Genomic DNA, 719 nt, shown 5'->3' with positions numbered 1-719 from the left:
GTGGTCCGGGGGCGCGCATGACATCGACCATCGATTTCAGCCAGATTGTCGTCGTGGCGGCGGGCATCATGACGCTTTTGAACCTTGGTGCCATGGTCTGGACTATCTTCACCGGTCCCGCCCGCAAACTGAGCGGGCGCGTGAGCGAGCTGGAAGACCGCGCCAGCGAACAGGACAAGCGCGCCGAGCGCCACGCCCAGCAGCTGGTTGGCCTGAGCCAGACCGTCAACGCCATGCCCGGCAAGGATCAAATGCACCAGTTGGAGCTGGCACTCGCCGGTATCCGGGGCGACCTGCGCGAAATCGGGGCCACGATGGAAGGCAACGCCAAGATCATGGCGCGGCTGGAAAGCGTGGTCACGCGCCATGAAGATCACCTACTCGAGGGGGGCAAACGATGAGCGATTACCCCGCCACCGTGCGCCGCCACAGGCGTCTGGCGATCCTGCGCCACCTTGAGCGTTGCACCGAATATACGTCGAACGCGTCGATCCTGTCCGATGTGCTGCGCGGCGTGGGCGTCACCTCGACCCGGTCGCAGGTGATCACCGAATTGGCGTGGCTGAATGAGAACGGTTTTGTCGAGAATGACGACCGGGGCGATTTCGTCATCACGACCGCGACCGAGCGCGGGGTCGAGATTGCCCAGGGCGTGGCCACGCACCCGGATATCCAGCGCCCGCACCCGCGCAATCGCGGGGCCTGATCCATGCCGCCGC

The 719-nt window shown here is 65.1% G+C and carries 2 protein-coding genes; both read left to right on the top strand.

The window, feature by feature from the left end; all coding sequences use genetic code 11:
• On the top strand, window positions 1-401 hold a 401-nt coding region (locus tag ROE7235_RS19785), incomplete at its 5' end, for a DUF2730 family protein (RefSeq protein WP_220669607.1).
• Window positions 398-706, top strand: coding sequence for a VpaChn25_0724 family phage protein (locus ROE7235_RS19780; RefSeq protein WP_121097773.1), 309 nt, complete (start codon window positions 398-400; stop codon window positions 704-706). The genes ROE7235_RS19785 and ROE7235_RS19780, both read left to right, overlap by 4 nt.
• Window positions 707-719 lie beyond the last annotated feature (13 nt).

The organism is Roseinatronobacter ekhonensis, assembly GCF_900499075.1.
Lineage (GTDB): Bacteria > Pseudomonadota > Alphaproteobacteria > Rhodobacterales > Rhodobacteraceae > Roseinatronobacter > Roseinatronobacter ekhonensis.
The sequence above is the reverse complement of the archived record's forward strand: the minus strand, read 5'-3'. Positions and strand labels throughout refer to the sequence as shown.